This is a genomic window from Enterobacter sp. PL1, assembly GCF_945957325.1.
GTDB classification, from domain to species: Bacteria; Pseudomonadota; Gammaproteobacteria; order Enterobacterales; family Enterobacteriaceae; genus Enterobacter; species Enterobacter roggenkampii.
Genome location: NZ_CAMFKT010000023.1, coordinates 1 through 21,553 on the forward strand (window position 1 = coordinate 1; position 21,553 = coordinate 21,553).

The window sequence follows — 21,553 nt, forward strand, 5'->3', positions numbered from 1 at the left end:
ATAAATACAGTATAGAGAGGTGCACGATGGCTGTTGAAACAAAATTTGTTGTCGTAAGGAAAGGTGAAGAGAAAATGACATTTGCCAGTAAGAAAGAGGCTGACGCTCACGACAAGCTGCTCGATATGGCCGACGCGTTCACCGACTGGCTGTTGCAAAGCGGAATGCAGATGGACGAAACGCAGGCTGAAAATCTTGGTCTGTATCTCGCCGAGCAGAAAGAGACCGTGCAGCATATTCTGCGTACCAGCAAGCTTCCCGATCTCACTGCTGCTGCTGATAAAACAGAATCCGATGCGGCTGACACGAAAAAAATCAGGGCTGTGAAAGCGGCCTGATTGCCAGAAAACAATATTAACGATCCTGTAGCCGTAAGCAGACATCTGCTTGCGGCTTTTTTTATCCTGAACATGGAAAGAGTAAAGGAGATGGCGTGCGGCAAGGAATGAAGGAAAAAATCATCAGGATCTGTGATTCAAAAATTGCCTCTAAGGGAAGCGATGTTGGGCTTTCGTTTTATGCTTTTTTTGCTAATAAAAATGACGATCCTGAACTGCTTATGGAAGTGGCGCACTGGTGGATTATGGAGATGAAGCTGGACCATTTTGAAAAGGCTGAAAAGATTAGAAACCTCGTCTCAGCCCTTTAACACGCTAAAGCGGGATAGCCGGTAACAACCCTCGATGGTCTTTAACGAGGTGTAGTTAGCAAAGTTATAAAAAATTTAAACAATCAAGCAGGAAAATAAATTATATTAATATTTCTTGTAAAGCTTTAAACTTCGAATGAATACTTTCCACAACGTGGAATAAATCGTTATCGAATTCTAATTTAACGAGATTGAAAATGAGAAAGAATAGAATTATCTTCCTCCGAAAGTACAATCTATCTGCTTTTTTTAAAGCGATAGAATGGTATCACTCTATCGCTTTTCCAATTATGAAACTGATTCTGCTGAAGAACCCTTACTCTTTAAATAATTTAATATAAATGAATTGAATTCTTTAAATATATCGTCAATTTCTTTTTTTGTAGCCACTGCCTTTCCGGGTGATGAGATTTCATTAATCTTCCAGTTTCTACATTTTGCTCTTGAATAAGAACCCCAATCTATAAGTGGGCATGACTCAATAGATGAGAATAAAGTTATTTTCTCGTTTGAGTGCATAAGGGCTAGATTGATAGATATGGAATCCAAAATTCTGAAATCATCTTTCGGAGTAAACGTTACTTGCCGAATTCTACTTTCAGTGTCGTTATCAGTCATTGTTTGAAATAAGAAACCAATGAGTGGCTGGAGATCTTCATTATTGTTGTTCTGAGTGGGAGGAATCGTCGGGTTCGTGACAGATTGTGAGCTGTTTGAGGCCAATGGATTTGTAACGCTTCTTCTATATCTCGGCGTGGCAAAATAGGTGTGTTTGTTATTTTTTAACCACTCCCCTATCACCACTTCATTTGGTAGCGGTTTTTTCTCGCTTGCATTAACTGAATATGTGTAAAATGCAGATATTTTTTTTGATAATGATTCTATATTTGTGTCTATTGAGGCTATGTATTTTTTTAAAGATTCTGAATTAAAAATATTTTCTTTTGTTTTTTCTTTTAACTTCGCTTCCAGATCTTTCAGGAATGCATCATCATTTTCAGATGTTTTATCGCTATTCTTTATCTCTATTCCGCTGGCATACTCTGATATTAAGTTACCATAAATAAACTGTTTCGTGTCAGCATCTATCTCACCAAAACCTTCATCAAAAGAACCTTGCATTACAAAAACAGGGCGCTGTTCTTTTTTTGAAAAATCATCCGCAAGTCTATTAACTAAGTGGCGATATTTTATCTCTCCTTCTAACTCAAATAGTGCTTGAAATATTGACTCCGAAAAATCACTATATTTTGTATTAGCGAAAGACAGTTGATCATTTCTTGATGAAGCCATTACATACACGTTGTTAAAACCGCTATTTTCGTAATGTTTTTTGTCCTTTGATACAACTTCTAGGAATTTATCTCTTTGGTCAATTGCATTCTTTATTAATTTACTTCCGCTAAAGCATGCATCTATAATTTTAACATATGTTACAGGAGAAATATCTCTTGCCAAATCGTCAATAAAATCAGATGAAATAGTTGTTTCATTTATTCTGTTCTGAGAGTAATCAGAAAAAACCAATCGTGATTCACTACCAGCTCCACCTGTATCATGTGAAAGACCATGGCCTGTAAAATAAAAGAAAAGCTCATCGACGTTTAAACTTTTTTCTTTTATTTCTTTAAAAAAGTTTATTAGTTTATCTGACGCTTCCCTTCCGCTTGCCTTTCCAGAGAGTTTGAGAGTATGTAGCGGCTTCTTAATTCTGGATACAATTTCAGACGTTAACTCCATATCATTTTTACACTGAGGTAAATTTGACTCTGTTGACCCATAATCTGAAATACCAATAATAATTGCAATATTTACCTTTTCAGATAACGGCTCATCTGCAATGGTCTTTTTAGATATTTGTTGGGTTTGCCCTAGAATTTGATTTAAGTTTGATGATTCTAAACCAGCAATAACATCAACAAAATTGCTAAGCTTAGTCATTTTTGATTCTATGGGTTTAGACATAGCATGTATCCTTAAAGCTATTGATTTAAAAAGAATGAACAAAGTGGTGCAGATGAAATTATACGATAGTTGCTTTAGTTTTGATAGATATGACTTGAATAAAAACCACTGAATCTATAGAACTGATAAGATGAACTTGAGAATAGTGACTTTTCATATCTACCAATAACCATTACCTACAGCGGTTTTCACACTGCTTAGCATTCCTGCTACTGAGTTTTTTGTCATCAGGTTATTAGCGAGCCCCGTTACGCCCTACATGGTGATCAAATCCTCCTTGTCGACTGAAAGGCATCGGGTCTAAATTTGACCAGTAGACATGGTTAATTTTATTTGATATGAGAGATGCCCGTTTCTAGCGCTTAGCCGACGTAACCTTACCTACACCCACAGCCACAGCCACAGCCACAGCCACAGCCACCAGCCATAAAACCTGGTAGCTATACAAACACGCCATGCTGTTACGTTAATACGTGTTTACCCTTTAACAAGGAAATACGCATGACCCCACACCCGCTACGCCAGATAATCGAATCCTGCGATCGCGCCATCACCACCAAAAACTATGACGCGCTGATGAAACACTACGCCGAAGATGCAGCTCTGGTGGTCAAGCCCGGAATGGTTGTTAAAGGCAAAGACAACATCCGCAGCGCGTTTGTTGCCATCTCGGATTATTTCCAGGACCAATTGATTGTGGAACAAGGAGAGATGCAGGTGATCGAAGGCGGTGACAATGCCCTCGTTATCATGGAAACCGTTCTGCGTTTTCCTGATGGTCAGGGTGGAATAACGGAAATGTCGCGCCGCGCGACCTATGTTTTTCGGCAGGAAAGCGACGGTCGCTGGCTTTGTACCATCGACAACTCCTACGGTACGTCGCTTCTGGATACCGGGAACCGATCGCGTTAATCACGCTTTCAAAGGGGCGCTGCCGCCCCTCCACGCCAGCCCCTTAATGCGCAGTAATGCGCGGCTCCTTCACAAACTCAGCCAGCAGCCACACCATATCGTGCAGCAGGCCCGTCAGCTCTTTCGCTACATTAGCCGGCAGCGTTCCACCCATAACCGCTTGCGTCAGCGCCAGAACGTAGTCCACCTGCGTTAAGGTGTCCTGCCAGCAGTCGGGCACGCAGGAGTTGGTTTTCTCACCCATGATCAACTGTTCAATCAGGTATGGCGGAAGATCGACATCACAGAGTTCACGCAGCCTGCGCATGGCCTCAAGAAGACGCTCGCACAGCGCTGTACGGCTCGCGATATCATCGGTTTCGACCAGCACGCTCACCAGCGCGGCGCAGTTGTCGGCGACGACAAAAAGATCGGCATCGGCCGGAAGCGGCCGGGAGATACGTTGCAGAATGACGTTTTCGTCAGACGGGAGATAAGTCAATGTTGGGATAGTCGCCATACAAGGCTTCCTTCTATATGGAGTTTATTTAACCACCCTTTGAGTTCCTACGCTCGGGGGGTAGCGCTGACAGAGGTAGGAATACCGCCCATATAGAAAACGGCCAGCCTTACGGCTGCTCCGTCAGCGCCACCGTTATTGTAACGAGATCGGCACTGCTGCGACATACGTAATGTCACTATATGGTTGACGGGTTCCTACGCCCGATTGCGGATGTGCCGCAACGCAGGCACTTTACGACCGCGCCCCGTAGAGGAAAAGACATAACGCTGAATTTCATAAGGTTACTTTGCGGTTTGCGAGGCGCCTTCCAGAATGACAACGCTGCCCTAAATTTTAAGGGTATCAATCACCGCTCTCGCTGGGCTTTGACTCCCGGCATTCCTTCAACCGCAGCTTTAAGCGTCAGTATGGTCAGGCGCCTGGGGCATGGCGGCGGAGTATTGGCTGTCGTGAAACGTTAACCGAACGTTTTTAGGATCAACGAACTTACCGTCGACGGTAACATAGGCGCTATTCACCACTTCTCCACTTTCTTTGTCTGTTAAGGCAATATGTGGTGCGTCGTGCAGTATGTTTTTATGACCCCACTCCATCAAAGAGAAAAGAATCGGCGCAAGGCTGCGGCTTTTGGCGGTAAGAACATACTCATACCGTTCACGCGCCCCTTCTTCCTGATAAGGGATTTTGCAAAGCAGGCCGAGTTCAGTCATTTTTTTTAACCGGTTCGCCAGCGTCTGCCGGGTGATTTTTGTATGATCCCGTATCGTTTCAAAGCGTGTTACCCCATAAAACGCCTCTCTCAGAATCAACAAAACCCATTGATCGCCAAGAAGCTCAGCGGCCGCCGCTAACCCACAAAGCTCAGGTAATAAGTACGGTAATGATTTATTTTTTGACATCTCTTCGTTTGCCTCGCAACCTGAGTATGATTTAAAGACTCAGTTATTTAAGGAGAATACAATGCCCTTCGTAAATGTGCAAACCATTAAAGGAATGATGAATTCGGAGCAAAAAAAAGAACTGCTACGTCGTATGACTGACCTTATTGTTGAAATTGAGGGAAACGGCGATCCTGAATTCCGGCGTTCAGTATGGATCCGTATTGACGAGCATGAACCGGAACAGTGGAGTCTTGGGGGAATACAGCCCACATCTGAAATGATTGCTGCAAAATTTGCCTCACCACAGCGGTCCTGATTTATTTTTAGTCATAGCTCACCGGCGGGCAGTTTGAATGTCCGCTCTCGTGATGTTATGCCGCCCTAAATTTTCAGCGTATCGATCACAGCCCTCAGTGCAGGCGACACGTTGCGGTGCGGATAATAGAGATACAACCCGTCCATGCGCAGGCTATAGCGCTGCAACACCCGGATAAGCGTTCCGCGCTCCAGATCGTCAGCCACCAACTCCACCGGGACATAGGCCAGCCCAAGCCCCAGCCGGGCGGCCTCGGCTTCCATGTAGCTGTCAGACAGCGCCCATTGCCCCTCTGGTCGATGGGTGATTTTTTTCCCGTCCTGCACCAGTTCCCACTGATAGTCACTACCGTCGGCAAACTGGTAAGCAATGCAGGGATGGGCCACTAAATCGGCTGGCGTCTGCGGAAAACCGTAGCGTCTGAAGTGTTCCGGGGCAGCCACCGCGGCCATTTCCATATCAGGCGTGATACGCACAGCAATCATTCCCTGCCCTACTTCCGGCCCCAGTCTGACACCCGCATCGAACCGCTCGGCGATAATGTCGACGAAGCGGCTTTCATTGATCAGTTCCAGCCTGATGTCCGGGTAACGCTGTTTAAAAATGGCGAGCTTTGGCAGCAAACATTTATCGATAGCGTGCTGGCTGGCATTAATACGCACCGTGCCGGACGGCGTCTGACGATAGTGTGCCAGGGTCGCCAGACCCGTATCGAGCGTATCGAATGCAGACTCGGCGGTCTGATAAAGCTGTTCCCCGGCATGGGTGAGCGAGAGCTTGCGCGTGGTGCGGACCAGAAGTTGAACGCCCAATCGCTCTTCCAGTTCGCGAACCGAGCGGCTGATCCCGGATTGCGCCAGCCCAAGCCGAAGCGCGGCCGCCGTGAAGCTCCCCTCCCGTACCACCTGCATGAACAGGTACAGCTCATTATAGTTTTCCCGTTTCGCCATCATCCCCACCCATTTATAACAATATGATATGAATCCTAGCAGCTTTCGCCCTCTAATCAGCACTATTTCTGCTAACTATAATGACCGCAACACAACAACCCAGGGTTCATTTCTATGAAAACATTTACCCAAAAACTGTCCGTTGCGATGCTGCTATGTGCATCATTAAGTGGAGTGACAACAATGAGTTATGCAGAAACCACCAACCCCAACGCGCCTGTTTCGATGGTGAGCACTTGGGATAAAACCTTTGCCGAAAGTGACAAAGTCGATCACCGTAAGGTGTCCTTCCAGAACCGATACGGGATCACTTTGGTAGGCGATCTGTATCTTCCCAAAAACCGCGGCGACCGCAAGCTGGCGGCGATTGCGGTCAGCGGGCCATTTGGCGCGGTCAAAGAGCAGTCCAGCGGCCTGTATGCGCAAACCCTGGCAGAAAATGGGTTTGTGACCCTGGCGTTCGATCCGTCCTATACGGGCGAAAGCGGTGGCCAGCCGCGCAACGTAGCGTCTCCGGATATCAACACCGAAGACTTTAGCGCGGCGGTGGACTTCCTCGGTTTGCAGAAAGAGGTTGATCGTAACCGCATTGGTATTCTCGGCATCTGCGGCTGGGGCGGTATGGCGCTCAACGCAGCATCCATGGACACCCGCGTGAAGGCGGTCGCCACCAGCGTGATGTATGACATGAGCCGGGCGATGGGCCACGGCGTGGGCGACGGGAAAGATCGCTATTCAACGTCTGACCGCCGTGCCGTTCTGCAGTATCTGAACGCACAGCGCTGGAAAGATGCTGAGAACGGTACCTTCGCGCACGGCGGCCATGACATTTATGTCGATGAGAACGGCAAGGTGACGGCAGCTGAACGTATTCTGCCGGAGGCGTTACCTGACAACCCGAATCCGGTACTCAAAGAATTCTTTGACTACTACCGTATGCCGCGCGGCTTCCATGCGCGCTCCGTCAACTCCACCGGCGCGTGGACCGCGACCACGCCATTATCATTTATGAATATGCCGCTGCTGAGCTACGGCAGGGAAATTACTATCCCAACGCTTATCGTAACCGGTGAAAAGGCACACTCCCGCTACTTTGCGGAAGATGCGTTTAAAGCGGTCGGCAGCAAGCAGAAGGAACTGGTGATTGTTCCGGGCGCAAACCATGTCGATCTCTACGATAATGCTGCCGGGAAGATCCCCTTCGGCCAGTTTGAGCAGTTCTTCAAAACCAACCTGAAATAAACCTCTACGCCACCCGCCCTATACGGGTGGCTCTTTGTGAAATCTGACTATGTTTACACTGAGCCGCACCACATCACGGAACACAGAGCATGCACACTGGAGTGGCGTTTTTGCCATGACCCTGTGCGTATTTGTCTTGATTGCTTCGGAATTTATGCCCGTCAGCCTGCTTACTCCCCTTGCCAGAGATTTGGGCGTTACGGAGGGTCTCGCTGGCCAGGGGATCGCGATTTCCGGCGCGCTGGCGGTGCTGACCAGCCTCTTCCTTTCCCGGCTTGCCGGGAATATAAACCGCAAACACCTTCTTCTGGGCATGACGCTCCTGATGGCGCTCTCGGGGATGATTATCGCTTTCGCCCCAAACTATCTGGTTTACATGACAGGCCGCGCGCTGATCGGTATCGCTATAGGCGGGTTCTGGTCCATGTCTGCCGCAACGGCCATTCGCCTTGTTCCGCCGCATAAGGTTGCGCGCGCGCTGGCCATTTTCAACGGCGGTAACGCGCTGGCAACGGTGGTGGCCGCCCCGCTTGGCAGCTATCTTGGGGCCACTATTGGCTGGCGCGGCGCATTTCTTTGTCTGGTGCCCGTGGCGATAGTCGCGTTCATCTGGCAGTGTTTAAGCCTGCCTGACATGAACGCGCGTAAAAACGGTACATCACGAGGAAGTGTTTTTCGGTTATTCCGCCAGCCTGCCGTTTCCGTTGGTCTGCTGGCCTGCGGCCTGTTCTTTATGGGGCAGTTTGCGCTGTTTACCTATCTGCGCCCGTTCCTTGAAACCGTCACCCGGGTGAGCGGAGCCGGGCTGTCGCTAATTTTGCTCACCATAGGCGTTGCAGGTTTTGTGGGCACCCTTTTCGTTGCCCTGGTGCTTAATGCCGCGTTTTACATAACGCTGATCGCGATCCCTCTACTGATGGCGGCCATCGCAGTCGCGTTGATTCTCGCCGGGCATAACGTGTGGATTGTGGCCCTGCTGTCAGGCCTATGGGGGATGCTGGCAACATCAGCGCCGACGGGGTGGTGGACGTGGATTGCTCGAACGCTGCCGAAGGATGCTGAAGCAGGCGGTGGACTGATGGTCGCGGTGATCCAGCTCGCCATTGCGCTCGGCTCAACGGCGGGCGGTATAGCCTTCGATCGTTATAGCTGGCAGAGCTCGTTTGCATTGAGTGGCATAGTGCTCCTCTTTGCGGCAGCGCTAACGTTTCTGCTTTCGCGTCTTCACAAATAACGCGCCGGATGATTTTTTGACGTTTTTCTTCACCGATCGTGTATTGTTTTTAAACAATAACATCCCCTAAAGGACACCTGCGCAATGATCAGCATCCTCGGCAAAACCACCTCCATCAACGTTCGTAAAGTGCTCTGGACCTGCGAAGAAGCGGGCATCGCTTATCAGCAGGAAGATTACGGCAGCGGTTTCGCCTCGACGGAAACGGATGCCTTTCGCGCCCTGAACCCCAACGCCATGGTGCCGGTGCTGATAGACGGTGATTTCGTGCTGTGGGAGTCCAATTCCATCTGCCGTTATCTGGCGCGCAAGGCCGAACGTCACGATCTGCTGCCTGCCGCACCGCAGGCTTGCGCCAACGTTGAGCGCTGGATGGACTGGCAGGCCACTGAATTTAACAACGCCTGGCGCTATGTCTTCCCGGCCCTGGGGCGTAAAAACCCGGCCTTTAACGACCCTGAGCGTATTGCGGCGGGAATCAAGGAGTGGAACCACTGCGTCACCATTCTGGAAAACCAGCTGCAGCGCACCGGGGCCTTTGCGGCGGGCGAAACGTTTACCCTCGCGGACGTGGTGCTTGGGCTGTCGGTGAATCGCTGGAAAATGACGCCGTTTGATAAGCCAGACGTCCCCGCCATTGAGGCCTGGTTCGAGCGCCTTAACCAGCGTCCGGCATTTTTGCGTCACGGCAATAACGGCATGATATAAAACTTAATGCCTGAATGAATACCGCAACGAGGCTGTTTTATTTAATTACGAAACCCTGATTGTCGTCAGAGGGAATAATAATTAAGCCATATCCTGGACAGCCCATTGCACCGCTTTGCTAGCCTGAATAGTCAGGCAAAGCTCAACCCGGAGGTATTCTTGCTGATTAAACTCAAGAAAGAACGAACGCACCAGGAGGATCGCCGGCTTGCTCTCTGGCTGGCGACCTCAGCAGGTTTGCTGAACGCCATCGCCCTCGGGGCATTTGGCTTTTTCCCCTCACACATGACCGGCAACACCTCACAGTTATCCAGCGAAGTTTCTTCTACCGATCTGAGCGATATGATTTTCTTCGGCTCGATTATTCTCTCTTTTGTGGCTGGCGCCATTATTGCTCGCACGATCGTCATATGGGGAATTATCCATAACGTCAGGCTGGTTTTTTGCCAGATCCTTTTTGTCGAGGGGATATTACTGACCGGCGTCTCCTTCTACGAAATGTATTTCCATGCGCTCACCAGCAATCGCGAGATTATTCTTTTTCTCTGCTTTCTGATGGGCATTCATAATTCCACCTCCACGCAGCTTTCCGGCGGACGGGTAAGATCGACGCACATTACCGGCACGCTAACGGACGCGGGGATTTCCCTGGCCTCCGTCATGGTGGCGATGCTGCGCAGGGATTACTCCAAAGATACGGCGGCGCAAAAAAGCCAGCTAAAAACCCACTTAACCACCCTGTTTTCGTTCATTACGGGCGGTATTGTGGGGCTGCTGCTGTTCAGATGGATTGGCTTCAACGCCATGCTGGCGCTGGGGTTGATGCTCGCGGTTGTCGCCGTGGTATCAATTATCACCGTCTCGTCGCGGGTTCGACGGGTTCGCGCCCCTCTATGAAGGTAATGATCTGTACTCGGCATAAAAGCCCTTTAGATGTGACACTGTCACATTGAAAGGTTCGCTTTAGGACTATTCTGCCCGCCCCACAATCAGGCCTTATGCCATAAGGCCTGACCTCAGGTTGCCACTAGTTTCATAGGGTTACTGATTTTCCCCCTTCGCTGGAACCCTTCCCAAACGCTTGCTATAGGTCAATTACCCCTGCCGAAACATGGCATAACAACAGGCAACCGGTGGTTGCTATAACGCATGCGCACAGGGAGACACACCGCAATGCACCCATTACTCAAACGTTCGCTGCTGTTTGTCGCCGCCATTATCGTGGTTCTCGCCCTCCTCGTCTGGGGGATCGGGCTGGAGACCCTCAGAGCGCGACAGGTTGACCTGATCTATCTCGGGCAACAGCATATGATTCTGGTTTTCTCATCAATGTTCTTTGCCCTGCTGGTGGGTATTCCGGCCGGTATTCTGCTGAGCCGCCCGGCCGCGCGGGGTATCGCCGAATATGTGATGCAAATCTTCAACGTTGGCAACACGCTGCCGCCACTGGCCGTGCTGGCGCTGGCGATGGTGGTGATTGGTATTGGCGATACGCCGGCCATCATCGCCCTGTTCCTCGCCTCGCTGCTGCCGATCGTGCGCAACACCTATGCCGGGCTGTGCTCGGTCCCGCCGTCGCTGCTGGAAGCGGCAAACGGCATCGGGATGACCAAATGGCAGCGTCTGCACCAGGTGGAGCTGCCTGCCGCCTGGCCGGTCATGCTCTCGGGGATCCGCATCGCCACCGCCATTAACGTCGGTACCGCACCGCTGGCGTTCCTGATCGGTGCCAGCAGCTACGGCGAGCTGATTTTCCCCGGCATTTACCTGAACGATTTTCCGACCCTGATCCTCGGCGCGGCGGCCACCGCCCTGTTCGCCCTGATCCTCGATACCCTGCTGGCGGCGCTGGGTCGCGTGATGAGTCCCCATCTCGCTCGATAACAATAACAAGGAGCTTTTATGAGACTGATATCCAGCCTGGCGGCGCTGTGTGCCGCGGCGCTGTTCACCGGCCAGACCATCGCGGCCCCGCTGATTCTGGCGACCAAGAGCTTTACCGAGCAGCACATTCTCTCGGCGATGACCGTGCAGTACCTGCAGAAGAAAGGATTCCAGGTTCAGCCGCAAACCAATATCGCCACGGTGATTTCCCGTAACGCGATGATCAACAAGCAGATTGACATGACCTGGGAATATACCGGCACGTCATTAATCATCTTTAACCACATCAACAAGCGCATGTCGCCCCAGGAATCTTACGAGACGGTGAAACGTCTGGACGCGAAGCACGGTCTGGTCTGGCTCAAGCCCGCCGACATGAACAACACCTATGCGTTCGCCATGCAGCGCAAGCGCGCCGAGGCGGAACATATCAACACCATGTCGGACATGGTGGCGAAGATTGAGCAGATCCGTAAAACCAACCCGGACAAAAACTGGCTGCTGGGCTTAGACCTGGAATTTGCCGGGCGCAGCGACGGCATGAAGCCGCTTCAGGCCGCCTATAAGATGGACCTGGACCGCCCGCAGATCCGTCAGATGGACCCCGGTCTGGTCTATAACGCGGTGCGCGACGGTTTCGTCGACGCCGGGCTGATTTATACCACCGACGGGCGCGTGAAGGGCTTCGACCTCAAGGTGCTGGAGGATGATAAAGGCTTCTTCCCGAGCTATGCCGTCACCCCGGTAGTCCGTAAGGACACGCTGGAGGCCAACCCCGGCCTGGAAGAGGCGCTGAACACCCTCTCGGCCCAGCTCAACAACGACGTTATCACCGAACTGAACAAGAAGGTGGATATCGACCATCAGTCACCGCAGCAGGTCGCCCGTGATTTCCTGCGTAGCAAACAGCTGCTGTAGGAGGCGCTATGGAGACGATTCACTACATTCTGGACAACTGGGACTACCTCTTAACCCTGACGCTGCAGCATCTGTGGCTGGTGGCGCTGGCCGTAGGTTTAGCCATTCTCATCGGCGTCCCGCTCGGCATTCTGATTGTTCGCCACAAGTGGCTGGCGACGCCGGTGCTGGGGATTGCCACCATCGTGCTGACCATTCCGTCCATTGCGCTGTTTGGCCTGATGATCCCGCTCTTTTCGCTGATCGGTCAGGGGATTGGCGCCCTGCCCGCGATCACGGCGGTGTTTCTCTACTCGCTGCTGCCGATTGTGCGTAACACCCATACGGCGCTCGACAGCCTGCCGCCGGGCATGCGCGAAGCCGGGCGCGGCATCGGCATGACCTTCTGGCAGCGCCTGCGCTGGGTCGAAATTCCGATGGCGCTGCCGGTGATTTTCGGCGGGATCCGCACCGCCGTGGTGATGAACATCGGCGTGATGGCGATTGCCGCGGTGATCGGCGCGGGCGGTCTGGGCCTGCTGCTGCTCAACGGCATCGGCGGAAGCGATATTCGCATGCTGATTGCGGGCGCGCTGATGATTTGTCTTTTAGCGATTGTGCTCGACTGGCTGCTGCACCGTCTGCAGGTGGTTCTGACTCCAAAGGGGATTCGATAATGATAAAACTGGAAAACCTCACCAAACACTTTTCACAGAAGCACGGCCAGACCTTTAAGGCCGTCGACAACGTCAACCTGAACGTGCCCGAAGGGGAAATGTGCGTCCTGCTCGGCCCGTCCGGCTGCGGGAAGACCACCACCCTGAAGATGATTAACCGCCTCATTACGCCGAGCAGCGGGACGATCCTGATCAACGGCGAAGACACCAGCGGGATGGACACCGTCACCCTGCGCCGCAATATTGGCTACGTGATCCAGCAGATTGGCCTGTTCCCGAACATGACCATCGAAGAGAACATTACCGTCGTACCGCGCATGCTGGGCTGGGATAAAGCGCGCTGCAAAACCCGCGCCGAAGAGCTGATGGATATGGTGGCGCTGGATCCGCATAAGTTCCTGAATCGCTATCCGCGCGAGATGTCCGGCGGCCAGCAGCAGCGCATCGGCGTGATCCGCGCCCTGGCGGCGGATCCGCCGGTGCTGCTGATGGATGAGCCCTTCGGCGCGGTGGACCCGATCAACCGCGAGGTGATCCAGAACCAGTTCCTCGAGATGCAGCGCAAGCTGAAAAAAACCGTCATGCTGGTCAGCCACGATATCGATGAAGCCCTGAAGCTTGGCGACCGTATTGCGGTGTTCCGGCAGGGGAAAATCGTCCAGTGCGCCAGCCCTGATGAGCTGTTGGCGAAACCGGCGAACGAGTTTGTCGGCTCGTTTGTCGGTCAGGACCGCACGCTGAAGCGCCTGCTGCTGGTCTCCGCCGGAGACGTCACCGACCAGCAGCCGACCATTACGGTACGGGGTTCGACGCCGCTGCCTGAAGCCTTTGCCACCATGGATGATAACGATATTCGCGCGATTACCGTGGTTGACGAGCACGGCAAGCCGCTGGGCTTTGTGAAGCGTCGCGAAGCGCGTAACGCCAGCGGGACCTGCGCCGACATCCTGCATCCGTTCCGCATGACCGGCAAAGCCGAAGACAACCTGCGCGTGGTGCTGTCACGCCTGTATGAGAGCAACACCAGCTGGATGCCGATCGTGGATGAGGACGGGCGCTACAACGGCGAGATTTCTCAGGACTATATTGCCGAGTATCTCAGTTCAGGTCGTACGCGTCGGGCGTTGAATATACATAGCGAGAGCTAATCTTTCCGGCCGGGCATCGCCCGGCTTTTCCGCACGCATACCTTTTGCTAACCCCGCGATTTCCCGCCACAATATTGTATCTTTCCCGTTTACTCGCGACCCATGCAACGTCTTCATACGTACCCCGACATCCGCGCGATGTTTCGTCGACTGCTGATTGCTACCGTCACCGGCGTGCTGGCCGCGCTGGCCGTTGCGGTGTTCCGCCACAGCATGTATCTGCTGGAGTGGCTGCTTCTCAGCAACGACAGCGGCAGCCTGGTGAATGCCGCCGCCTCGCTCTCACCCTGGCGGCGCGCGCTGACGCCCGCGCTGGGCGGGCTGGCTGCCGGACTGTTACTATGGGGATGGCAACGGCTGACCGCCCAGCGGCCTCATGCCCCTACCGATTATATGGAAGCGCTGGAGACCGGCGACGGTCAGTTTGACTACGGCGCCAGCCTGGTGAAATCCCTTGCCTCGCTGCTGGTCGTGGCAAGCGGAAGCGCCATCGGGCGTGAAGGGGCGATGATCCTGCTTGCTGCCCTCGCCGCCTCCTTTTTTGCCCGGCGCTTTACGCCCAAATCTGAATGGAAGTTATGGATCGCCTGCGGCGCCGCGGCCGGGATGGCCAGCGCCTACCATGCTCCGTTAGCCGGAAGCCTGTTCATTGCGGAGATTCTGTTTGGCACCCTGATGCTGGCCTCGCTCGGGCCCGTGGTTATCGCGGCGGTAGTGGCGCTTCTCACCACGCAGCTCCTGGCGCCGGGAACCGGCACGCTCTACGCGGTCCATTTGAGCGGCACACTCACCGCAACTGATTATGCCCTGCTGGTCGCCATGGGGCTGCTGGCGGGTCTTTGCGGACCGCTGCTGATGCGGCTGATGGCGTTCAGCCACGGGCTATTCCTGCGCCTTAAGCTTTCGCCCCCGTGGCAGCTGGCGCTCGGCGGTGCGATCGTCGGGCTGCTGTCTCTTCTGACGCCGAAGGTGTGGGGGAACGGCTACAGCGTGGTGCAGGCTTTTCTGCTCGCCCCACCGCTGCTGTCGATCGTTGCAGGCGTCTTTATCTGTAAACTGCTGGCGGTGCTGGCGAGCAGCGGATCGGGCGCGCCGGGCGGGGTGTTCACGCCCACGCTGTTTGTCGGCATGGCGACAGGGATGCTGTTTGCACAGCTTTTCGCGCTGTGGCTGCCGGGCGCTGAGACGGCGATTCTGCTTGGGCTGGCGGGGATGGCGACGCTACTCGCCGCGACCACGCATGCGCCCATTATGTCGGCGCTGATGGTCTGTGAAATGACCGGGCAATATTTTTTACTGCCCGGTTTGCTGGTCGCCTGCGTGCTGGCGTCCGTGCTGTCGCGGACGTTACGCCACGACTCGATCTACGGTCAACACGCCACTGAGGGCAGAGAGATCGATGTACTGCGCTAGCTCGCGCTGCTCGGCGCGAGGCAGATAAGGCAGTTCGCCCACCAGCGGTCCGGGTAGTTTGGTGCTCAGCACGTCGATGATCTCCGCATAGTGCGCCAGACCAGGGTTGATGCGGTTGGCCACCCAGCCAACCAGCGGCAGGCCGTCATTGGCAATCGCCTGCGCCGTCAGCAGCGCATGGTTGATGCACCCTTCCTGGATCCCCACCACCATCACCACCGGAAGCTGTTCCTGCACCACCCATTCCGACAGCGGGCGCAGATCGTTCATCAGGCTGCGCCAGCCGCCCGTGCCTTCCACCACCACGTGATCGACCTTCTCGCACAGGCTCGCCAGACCGTTGGACAGCAGAGGGTAATTAATCAGGCCGCTATGCGCCACGCTGCTCTCCTCTTCACTTAACGCAATAGGATTGATCGCGTGATAAGGCAGTTCCAGTGACGAGACGCTTTGCAGTACCAGGGCGTCTTTATTACGCAATCCCTCTGGCGTCTCTTTACTCCCTTTTGCGACCGGTTTGTACCCTGCCACGCGTTTACCGCTTGCTGCCAGCGCCTGCAGCAATGCGCGGGATACAACGGTCTTGCCGACAGAGGTATCTGTACCAGTAACAAAGAAACGCTTAAGCATGACTCACTCCACCTCTTGGGTATGCTTCGAAAATATAAACCAGGTAAATAATTCAGTGGAGGAAGTCTACGGGATGCGTGCGCTACCCGGCTTGAGATAGCGCAATTTTTCTTACATCTGCAAAAAAGAGTTAACCCTGTAACAGGCGGATCAACAGCGAGCCGTTATACATGGCATCTTTGACCAGCGCCGCGCCGGCCATCGTGCCCTGATTGGAAAACTGGGTACTTTCTACCGCAATGTTTCGGCTGTAGGCGGGAAGCGACTGCTGCTGAATACAGGCCGTAATCGCCGGAAAGAGGATCTCCGCCGCCTGGCTCAGCGGTGAGCCAATAAGGATTTTTTGCGGGTTGAAGAGGTTCACCATAATCGCCAGAATGCGGCCAACGTTATTCCCCACCCCGGTAATGATGTCCTTCGCCAGCAGATCGCCCTGACGCGCCGCGGCGCAGAGAGAATCGACCGTGAGGGGTTGTCCGTGCAGCGAGGAGCTCATGGACTGACTGAGCCTGACCTGCGCCAGCTCCAGCACGCTTTCCACGCTGGCAATGGTCTCCAGACAGCCGTGGTTCCCGCAGTAGCAGCGCTTACCGTATGGGTCGACCTGGGTATGGCCAATTTCCACCAGACTGCTGCTTCCGGCGTGGAGAAGACGTCCGTCGGTAATGACGCCTGCCCCGACGTTATGATCGATAACCACCTGAATCACATCCCTCGCCCCGCGTGATGCGCCGAACAGCGCCTCCGCCATGGTCCAGGCGCTGATGTCATGCTGAATATAGACCGGCACGCCGGTATGGTTTTTCAGCACTTCGCCCAGCGGCATCTCTTTAACATCGTCGTAAAACGGCATGCGGTGAACAATGCCATTTTCGGTATCAATAATACCCGGCATGGTGATGGCAATGGCCGTTAAGCGTTCAAGCTTCTGCTGGTGACGAATAAAGAAGCGATCGATATGCGAAACAATCGCGTCGAGGAGCGGTTCCTCAGCGTTGAGCGGCAGATCAAGACGGTCTTCCACCACCAGCTTGCTGCTGAGATCGCGCAGCGCAAGGAAGATCTCCCCCCGGCTGATGCGCAGCGACAGGTAGTGCCAGGCCTCCGTCTCCACCACTAGCCCGACTGCCGGACGGCCACGGCTGCCCGGCTCCTGAATTTCCGTCTCCTGAACCAGGTGCGCTTCCAGCATCTCGCGGACAATCTTGGTAATACTGGCGGGTGCCAGCTGTGCCAGGCGCGAAAGATCGATACGCGAAACCGGACCAAGCTGATCAATCAGGCGATACACCGCGCCAGCGTTGGTCTGCTTAATCTGATCAATATGCCCTGGCTGACTATCAGCGACCACCTCGTACTCCCTTATTTTCGAGCTTCGAAATAAACTGTTGGCTATGGTGAAGCACTTGCAGGGCTGCCGTCAAATATTTACTTAGCCATGTGATTTACTGCACATTTTTGCCCACTTTTCCCTGAAAATGCCGCCCGGCGGAGGCGTTCATCAACTGCTGTTTGAAGCGCTGCGCGGCATGGCTCTGTTCGCGATGTTTTGCCCAGACCAGCCACATCTCTGAAACGGCATCCTCTTCGGCGATGGTCACCCAGCGCATTTCGCGCAGTTGTACCCGTTTAAAGGAGGCCGGAAGAATAGACACCCCCAGCCCGGCCGCGACCAGGCCGATAATGGTCATCGCTTCCCCGACTTCCTGGGTGATGACCGGGGCAAGATCGTAGCGGCGCATCAGCCCCAGGATATCGTCATACAGACCCGTTCCGACCTGCGGGTCAAAAAAGACAAACGGCTCGTTTGCCAGCTCTGCCAGCGAAACCGCCGGACGCGACGCCAGCGGGTGATCGTGCGGGATCATGGCCATCAGCGGCTCGCGCAGGATCACCTCCCACGCCAGCGAGTCCGGCAGCTGGGTATTACGCATCAGCCCCAGATCCAGCGAACCCTCATTCAGCGGCGCGATCTGCTCGCGGGTGTTGATCTCGCGCGTTTGAATATGAACATCCGGGAAATGGCGACGGAATGACGACAGGGTTTCCGAGACGGCGCTGATAAACGGTGCCGACGAGGTAAACCCGATGCGCAACTCTCCGGCCTCCCCGAGATAGAGCCGTTCTGCCCGGGCGGCTGCGTCCTCGACCATGCTCAGAATTTGTCGGCTATCGATGAGAAACTGCTTACCCGCCGCCGTCAGGCTCACGCTGCGGTTGGTGCGGGCCAGCAGGCGCGCCCCGACCTGCTGCTCCAGGATCTGAATCTGCTGGCTTAAGGGCGGCTGAGAGATGTTCAGCCGTGCCGCCGCGCGGCCAAAATGCAGCTCTTCAGCGACGGCGACAAAGTAGCGGAGATGACGCAGCTCGATATTCATATTTCTAAAGTATCATTTGAGATTATTAATATATTAGACAGAATATTTACATTTTCCTACCCTTATCAGGTGGTCATACCCGTCACCAGAAATCACGGGGATGTTTAAGCAAGGAAACTGTGTGAGTCGTACAACTGCCATTGATATCGATCCGGCGAGCGATATCGATGATTTACCTGCAACATCGCAGCCGGTTCAGTTCATTAAACGTGGTACCCCCCAATTTATGCGCGTCACGCTGGCGCTCTTCTCCGCCGGTCTGGCGACCTTCGCCCTGCTCTATTGCGTTCAGCCGATCCTGCCCGTGCTCTCCCATGAGTTTGGCGTTTCACCCGCCAGCAGCAGCGTATCCCTCTCTATTTCAACCGGTATGCTGGCGGTTGGCCTGCTCTTTACCGGGCCGCTGTCCGACGCCATCGGCCGTAAACAGGTGATGGTAACCGCGCTGATGCTGGCCTCGGTTTGTACGCTACTCTCGACCATGATGACCAGCTGGCACGGCATTCTGGTGATGCGCGCACTGATTGGGCTCTCGCTCAGCGGCGTGGCGGCGGTCGGGATGACCTACCTCAGCGAGGAGATCCACCCGAGCTTTGTTGCCTTCTCTATGGGGCTATACATCAGCGGGAACTCGATTGGCGGGATGAGCGGACGTCTGCTGAGCGGGGTATTCACGGACTTCTTTAGCTGGCGTATTGCGCTGGCGGTCATCGGCTGTTTCGCGCTGGCATCCGCCCTGATGTTCTGGAAAATTCTGCCGGAATCGCGTCATTTCCGCCCGACATCGCTGCGCCCGAAAACGCTGTTTATCAACTTCCGCCTGCACTGGCGCGACAAGGGGCTGCCGCGCCTGTTCCTGACCGGCTTCCTGCTGATGGGCTCGTTCGTCACGCTGTTTAACTATATTGGCTATCGCCTGATGCTCTCGCCGTGGCATCTGAGCCAGGCTCTTGTCGGTTTACTCTCGGTTGCGTATTTGACCGGAACGTGGAGTTCACCGAAAGCCGGGGCAATGACCGCCCGCTATGGCCGCGGCCCGGTCATGCTGTTCTTCACATCGGTGATGCTGGTCGGCCTGCTGCTGACGCTCTTCTCCTCCCTGTGGCTGATTTTTGCCGGCATGCTGCTCTTCTCCGCGGGTTTCTTCGCCGCCCACTCGGTCGCCAGCAGCTGGATTGGCCCACGCGCGCGTCGCGCCAAGGGCCAGGCATCCTCGCTGTATCTGTTTAGCTATTACCTGGGGTCCAGCATCGCCGGGACGCTCGGCGGCGTGTTCTGGCATCACTACGGCTGGAACGGCGTGGGCGGGTTTATTGCGCTGATGCTGTGCGCGGCGTTGCTCGTGGGGGGAAGCCTGCATAAACGTCTGAGATAATATGCTCGCGGGCGGACGTCCGTTTCCCGAAAAACGGCACCAGCATACTGGTGCCGTTTTTCGTTCAGGAATCCCAGGCCTGTTCTATCTTACCGGCTTCAAACTGCGGAGGCGGTTTTCGGAAGCGGCGCGTGAGCCATGTCAGGTAAAGGATCCCCAGCGCCGCCCAGATGAGGCCAAGCGTCAGGGACGTCGCTTCGAGGTTTATCCACAGCACGCCGACCGTGACGGCACCAATGAGCGGCAGCAGGAGATAGTGGAACCGATCTTTCCACGTTTTGTTCATCCCCTTGCGCCGCCAGAAATGGTTGTACACCGAGAGATTAACAAACGTAAACGCCACCAGCGCGCCAAAGTTGATCAGCGCCGTCGCGGTCACGAGATCGAAGTACAGGGCCGACAGCGCCACTATCCCAACCATAATGACGTTCAGGGCTGGCGTACGCCATTTCGGATGCACGTAGCCAAACACCCGCTCCGGAAACACGTTGTCACGCCCCATCACATACAGTAAGCGAGAGACGCTGGCGTGCGAGGCCAGGCCTGAAGCGAGCGTATTCACAAACGTGGTACACAGAAACACCGACTGGAAAGCTTGCCGCCCACGTACAGCGCGATTTCCGGCAGCGCGGCGTCCGGGTTTTTGAAGCGCGCGATCGTCGGGAAAAAGAGCTGCATGAAAAACGAGGCAACAATAAATATCAGCCCGCCATACAAAGCGGTGAGGAAGATGGCTTTGGGAATCACCCGCGCCGCGTTTGGCGTCTCTTCCGACAGCGTGGTGACCGCATCAAAGCCGAGGAAAGAGAAGCAGACGATAGTCGCGCCGGTAATAATCGGGATCAGGTGTGCGTTCTCGCTGATAAACGGCTGGAGCGACCAGACGGTGCCGACGCCCTCCCCCTTATGCAGACCGTGCACCACGAGTATGACAAACACCACCATGATGGCGATCTGCACCAGCACAAACAGGGTGTTAAAGTTGGCGACCAGATTCACACTCTTCAGGTTCGCCAGCGTCAGGATCGTCACAAACCCCACCACCCAGACCCACGGCGGGACTTCAGGGAACAGCGCGGAAAGGTAGATCTTCGCCAGCAGCACGTTGATCATCGGCAGGAAGAGATAATCCAGCAGCGATGACCAGCCGACCATAAAGCCTAAATGGGGGCCGATCGATTTCTGCGTGTAGGTGTACGCAGAGCCCGCTTCCGGGAACTGTCGTACCAGTTTGCCGTAGCTGATGGCGGTAAACATGACGCCAGCCAGCGCCAGGAGATACGAGGCGGGCACGTGGCCATTGCTGATACCGGACACAATACCGAAGGTATCAAACACGGTCATCGGGGTGAGATAAGCCAGCCCCATCATGACCACCTGCCAGAGCTTGAGGGAACTGCGCAGCCGGGTTCTGCCGGCCATGCGCGGCGAGTCAAGAGAGGTATTAGTCGCCATAAACCGTCCCCCCCATGCTTACCGTGGTTTGCAATCGCGCTGTCCTTAACGCAAACCTGCTTAGCAAAGGGGGAAGTTGTAAAGAACACACGCGATCGTACCAGCGCACCGTCTCTGGCTCGCACTCACAGCAGGCGCCGGACTGGCCCCCTTCGCCCTGCGGATAGTTGAACATCTGCATCATTTCCTACCTCGTCACACAGTGTCGTTAAGAAAATCCCTGTGCCGCCTGCGCTCCATAACGCGACTCCCGGGAGAAAGCTGGCGTGCCAGCGAACAGTTAGGCCAGGCTCCGCGCAGGCCGTTTGGTGATACGTGTCAGATGAAACAAAGCGGC

At 54.3% G+C, this 21,553-nt stretch carries 21 protein-coding genes and 1 pseudogene; 14 read left to right on the top strand and 8 right to left on the bottom strand.

Features of this window, described 5'->3' with window-relative positions:
• Window positions 1–26 precede the first annotated feature (26 nt).
• Window positions 27–338, top strand: coding sequence for a YebG family protein (locus N6P30_RS18715; RefSeq protein WP_023292565.1), 312 nt, complete (start codon window positions 27–29; stop codon window positions 336–338).
• Window positions 339–433: 95 nt separating this feature from the next.
• The gene (locus tag N6P30_RS18720) at window positions 434–649 is read left to right on the top strand and encodes a DUF6500 family protein (RefSeq protein WP_023292566.1); all 216 of its coding nucleotides are present in this window, start codon (window positions 434–436) and stop codon (window positions 647–649) included.
• Window positions 650–937: 288 nt separating this feature from the next.
• Here N6P30_RS18720 and N6P30_RS18725 read toward each other — a convergent pair whose 3' ends face one another.
• Window positions 938–2,614 carry a caspase family protein gene (locus N6P30_RS18725; protein ID WP_023292568.1) on the bottom strand — a complete coding sequence of 559 codons (1,677 nt, stop codon included), beginning with the start codon at window positions 2,612–2,614 and terminating at the stop codon, window positions 938–940.
• Window positions 2,615–3,115: 501 nt separating this feature from the next.
• On the opposite strand from N6P30_RS18725, the gene N6P30_RS18730 reads away from it, so the two are divergent.
• The gene (locus tag N6P30_RS18730) at window positions 3,116–3,526 is read left to right on the top strand and encodes a YybH family protein (protein WP_023292569.1); all 411 of its coding nucleotides are present in this window, start codon (window positions 3,116–3,118) and stop codon (window positions 3,524–3,526) included.
• A 43-nt stretch (window positions 3,527–3,569) separates the two neighbouring features.
• Here N6P30_RS18730 and N6P30_RS18735 read toward each other — a convergent pair whose 3' ends face one another.
• Both N6P30_RS18735 and N6P30_RS18740 read right to left on the bottom strand, forming a co-directional pair.
• Complete coding sequence (locus tag N6P30_RS18735) at window positions 3,570–4,025, bottom strand: hypothetical protein (protein WP_023292570.1); 456 nt, start codon at window positions 4,023–4,025, stop codon at window positions 3,570–3,572.
• A gap of 398 nt (window positions 4,026–4,423) precedes the next feature.
• Window positions 4,424–4,927 carry a winged helix-turn-helix transcriptional regulator gene (locus N6P30_RS18740; RefSeq protein WP_023292571.1) on the bottom strand — a complete coding sequence of 168 codons (504 nt, stop codon included), beginning with the start codon at window positions 4,925–4,927 and terminating at the stop codon, window positions 4,424–4,426.
• Window positions 4,928–4,988: 61 nt separating this feature from the next.
• Here N6P30_RS18740 and N6P30_RS18745 point away from each other — a divergent pair, with 61 nt between their 5' ends.
• Window positions 4,989–5,225, top strand: coding sequence for a tautomerase family protein (locus N6P30_RS18745; protein WP_021241201.1), 237 nt, complete (start codon window positions 4,989–4,991; stop codon window positions 5,223–5,225).
• A gap of 65 nt (window positions 5,226–5,290) precedes the next feature.
• Here N6P30_RS18745 and N6P30_RS18750 read toward each other — a convergent pair whose 3' ends face one another.
• Window positions 5,291–6,175: a LysR family transcriptional regulator gene (locus N6P30_RS18750; protein WP_023292572.1), complete on the bottom strand. Its 885-nt coding sequence runs from the start codon at window positions 6,173–6,175 to the stop codon at window positions 5,291–5,293.
• A gap of 114 nt (window positions 6,176–6,289) precedes the next feature.
• Here N6P30_RS18750 and N6P30_RS18755 point away from each other — a divergent pair, with 114 nt between their 5' ends.
• From N6P30_RS18755 to clcB, 9 genes are all read left to right on the top strand, one after another.
• Entirely contained in the window at window positions 6,290–7,417 is a 1,128-nt protein-coding gene (locus tag N6P30_RS18755; RefSeq protein WP_032637711.1) for an alpha/beta hydrolase, read from the top strand.
• Window positions 7,418–7,466: 49 nt separating this feature from the next.
• Window positions 7,467–8,651 carry an MFS transporter gene (locus N6P30_RS18760; RefSeq protein ID WP_032676802.1) on the top strand — a complete coding sequence of 395 codons (1,185 nt, stop codon included), beginning with the start codon at window positions 7,467–7,469 and terminating at the stop codon, window positions 8,649–8,651.
• 84 nt (window positions 8,652–8,735) lie between these two features.
• The gene (locus tag N6P30_RS18765) at window positions 8,736–9,359 is read left to right on the top strand and encodes a glutathione S-transferase family protein (RefSeq protein WP_032663620.1); all 624 of its coding nucleotides are present in this window, start codon (window positions 8,736–8,738) and stop codon (window positions 9,357–9,359) included.
• A gap of 159 nt (window positions 9,360–9,518) precedes the next feature.
• A complete protein-coding gene (locus N6P30_RS18770; protein ID WP_032676803.1) occupies window positions 9,519–10,256 on the top strand; it encodes a YoaK family protein in 738 nt (245 codons plus the stop codon).
• A gap of 276 nt (window positions 10,257–10,532) precedes the next feature.
• Entirely contained in the window at window positions 10,533–11,243 is a 711-nt protein-coding gene (gene osmY / locus N6P30_RS18775) for an osmoprotectant ABC transporter permease OsmY (RefSeq protein ID WP_023292577.1), read from the top strand.
• An 18-nt stretch (window positions 11,244–11,261) separates the two neighbouring features.
• Window positions 11,262–12,161 carry an osmoprotectant ABC transporter substrate-binding protein OsmX gene (gene osmX / locus N6P30_RS18780; RefSeq protein ID WP_023292578.1) on the top strand — a complete coding sequence of 300 codons (900 nt, stop codon included), beginning with the start codon at window positions 11,262–11,264 and terminating at the stop codon, window positions 12,159–12,161.
• An 8-nt stretch (window positions 12,162–12,169) separates the two neighbouring features.
• Window positions 12,170–12,817 carry an osmoprotectant ABC transporter permease OsmW gene (osmW, locus tag N6P30_RS18785; protein ID WP_023292579.1) on the top strand — a complete coding sequence of 216 codons (648 nt, stop codon included), beginning with the start codon at window positions 12,170–12,172 and terminating at the stop codon, window positions 12,815–12,817.
• On the top strand, window positions 12,817–13,965 hold the full coding sequence (gene osmV / locus N6P30_RS18790) for an osmoprotectant ABC transporter ATP-binding protein OsmV (RefSeq protein ID WP_008502444.1): 1,149 nt from the start codon (window positions 12,817–12,819) through the stop codon (window positions 13,963–13,965). The genes osmW and osmV overlap by 1 nt, the downstream gene beginning before the upstream one ends.
• A 102-nt stretch (window positions 13,966–14,067) precedes the next feature.
• Window positions 14,068–15,378: a voltage-gated ClC-type chloride channel ClcB gene (gene clcB / locus N6P30_RS18795; RefSeq protein WP_023292580.1), complete on the top strand. Its 1,311-nt coding sequence runs from the start codon at window positions 14,068–14,070 to the stop codon at window positions 15,376–15,378.
• On the opposite strand, the gene bioD is transcribed toward clcB, so the two are convergent.
• From bioD to N6P30_RS18810, 3 genes are all read right to left on the bottom strand, one after another.
• The gene (gene bioD, locus N6P30_RS18800; protein ID WP_008502446.1) at window positions 15,313–16,008 is read right to left on the bottom strand and encodes a dethiobiotin synthase; all 696 of its coding nucleotides are present in this window, start codon (window positions 16,006–16,008) and stop codon (window positions 15,313–15,315) included. The genes clcB and bioD overlap by 66 nt on opposite strands.
• A gap of 130 nt (window positions 16,009–16,138) precedes the next feature.
• Window positions 16,139–17,359 (bottom strand): sugar metabolism global transcriptional regulator Mlc, encoded by a 1,221-nt coding sequence (gene mlc / locus N6P30_RS18805; protein ID WP_008502447.1) that lies wholly within the window; start codon window positions 17,357–17,359, stop codon window positions 16,139–16,141.
• Between the two features lie 94 nt (window positions 17,360–17,453).
• Entirely contained in the window at window positions 17,454–18,386 is a 933-nt protein-coding gene (locus N6P30_RS18810; protein WP_023292581.1) for a LysR family transcriptional regulator, read from the bottom strand.
• A gap of 121 nt (window positions 18,387–18,507) precedes the next feature.
• Between N6P30_RS18810 and N6P30_RS18815 the strand changes: the two genes are divergently transcribed.
• Window positions 18,508–19,761 carry an MFS transporter gene (locus N6P30_RS18815; RefSeq protein ID WP_008502449.1) on the top strand — a complete coding sequence of 418 codons (1,254 nt, stop codon included), beginning with the start codon at window positions 18,508–18,510 and terminating at the stop codon, window positions 19,759–19,761.
• Window positions 19,762–19,825: 64 nt separating this feature from the next.
• On the opposite strand, the pseudogene N6P30_RS18820 reads toward N6P30_RS18815, so the two are convergent.
• Window positions 19,826–21,216 (bottom strand): annotated as a pseudogene (locus tag N6P30_RS18820) (APC family permease).
• Window positions 21,217–21,553 lie beyond the last annotated feature (337 nt).